Annotated in this window: 1 pseudogene; it reads right to left on the bottom strand. The window is 45.2% G+C overall.

Annotated elements, in window-relative coordinates:
* Positions 1-255: pseudogene (locus GC102_RS20585) on the bottom strand (amidohydrolase family protein); the annotation flags it as partial.
* Positions 256-641: the final 386 nt, after the last annotated feature.

Genomic DNA, 641 nt, shown 5'->3' with positions numbered 1-641 from the left:
GGCGTAATCCACGTTATACGAATCAATCAATTGTTCGATGACAAAATCTGGGTCGGAGCCGACTTGTCCTCCTCCCGGCGGTACGGCATCCTTTCTTCCGACTCCAATCGGGGAGTAATAACCGGAGAACATCAAGCCGAGACCGTTCTCCGCCACCCTCGTTTTCCAAGGCTCCTCCAGGTAAGGGACCAGGTCCAAATGGCTCTTTAACGTGTTATGGACATCGCAATCAATCACTTTCGATCTTGGTTTCATCACATATCTCCTTGTGTAGTTGGACAGAAGCGTTCTGTAATATGATTGTAATATATCCTTGTTCGTAGTACCATGAACTTAACGGCATCTATTTGAATGATTCAATCACAATCCTATATTTTTTTACAAATGGATGCGCTTACATGCTGGGGATTAAATCGGTGATTTTCGATGATCGTATCGAAAACTGGAGGATTTCGGATAGCGCGATCCCCCATCATATCCTGATTTTCATGATGGCCCGTCATCCTCGTCTATGCGATCCGAGCCTATTCCCCGATACCTGCAACACTATTTTTTCTCCCCGAATTTCAGCTTGTACTGATCGGCATACTCCTTCAATATTTTTTGAACGTGAGGATCCGCCTTCAAACGGTTCACGTAAG

Source organism: Paenibacillus germinis (assembly GCF_013141785.1).
Taxonomy (GTDB): Bacteria; Bacillota; Bacilli; order Paenibacillales; family NBRC-103111; genus Paenibacillus_E; species Paenibacillus_E phytorum.
This window is presented reverse-complemented; position numbering and strand designations above follow the sequence as displayed.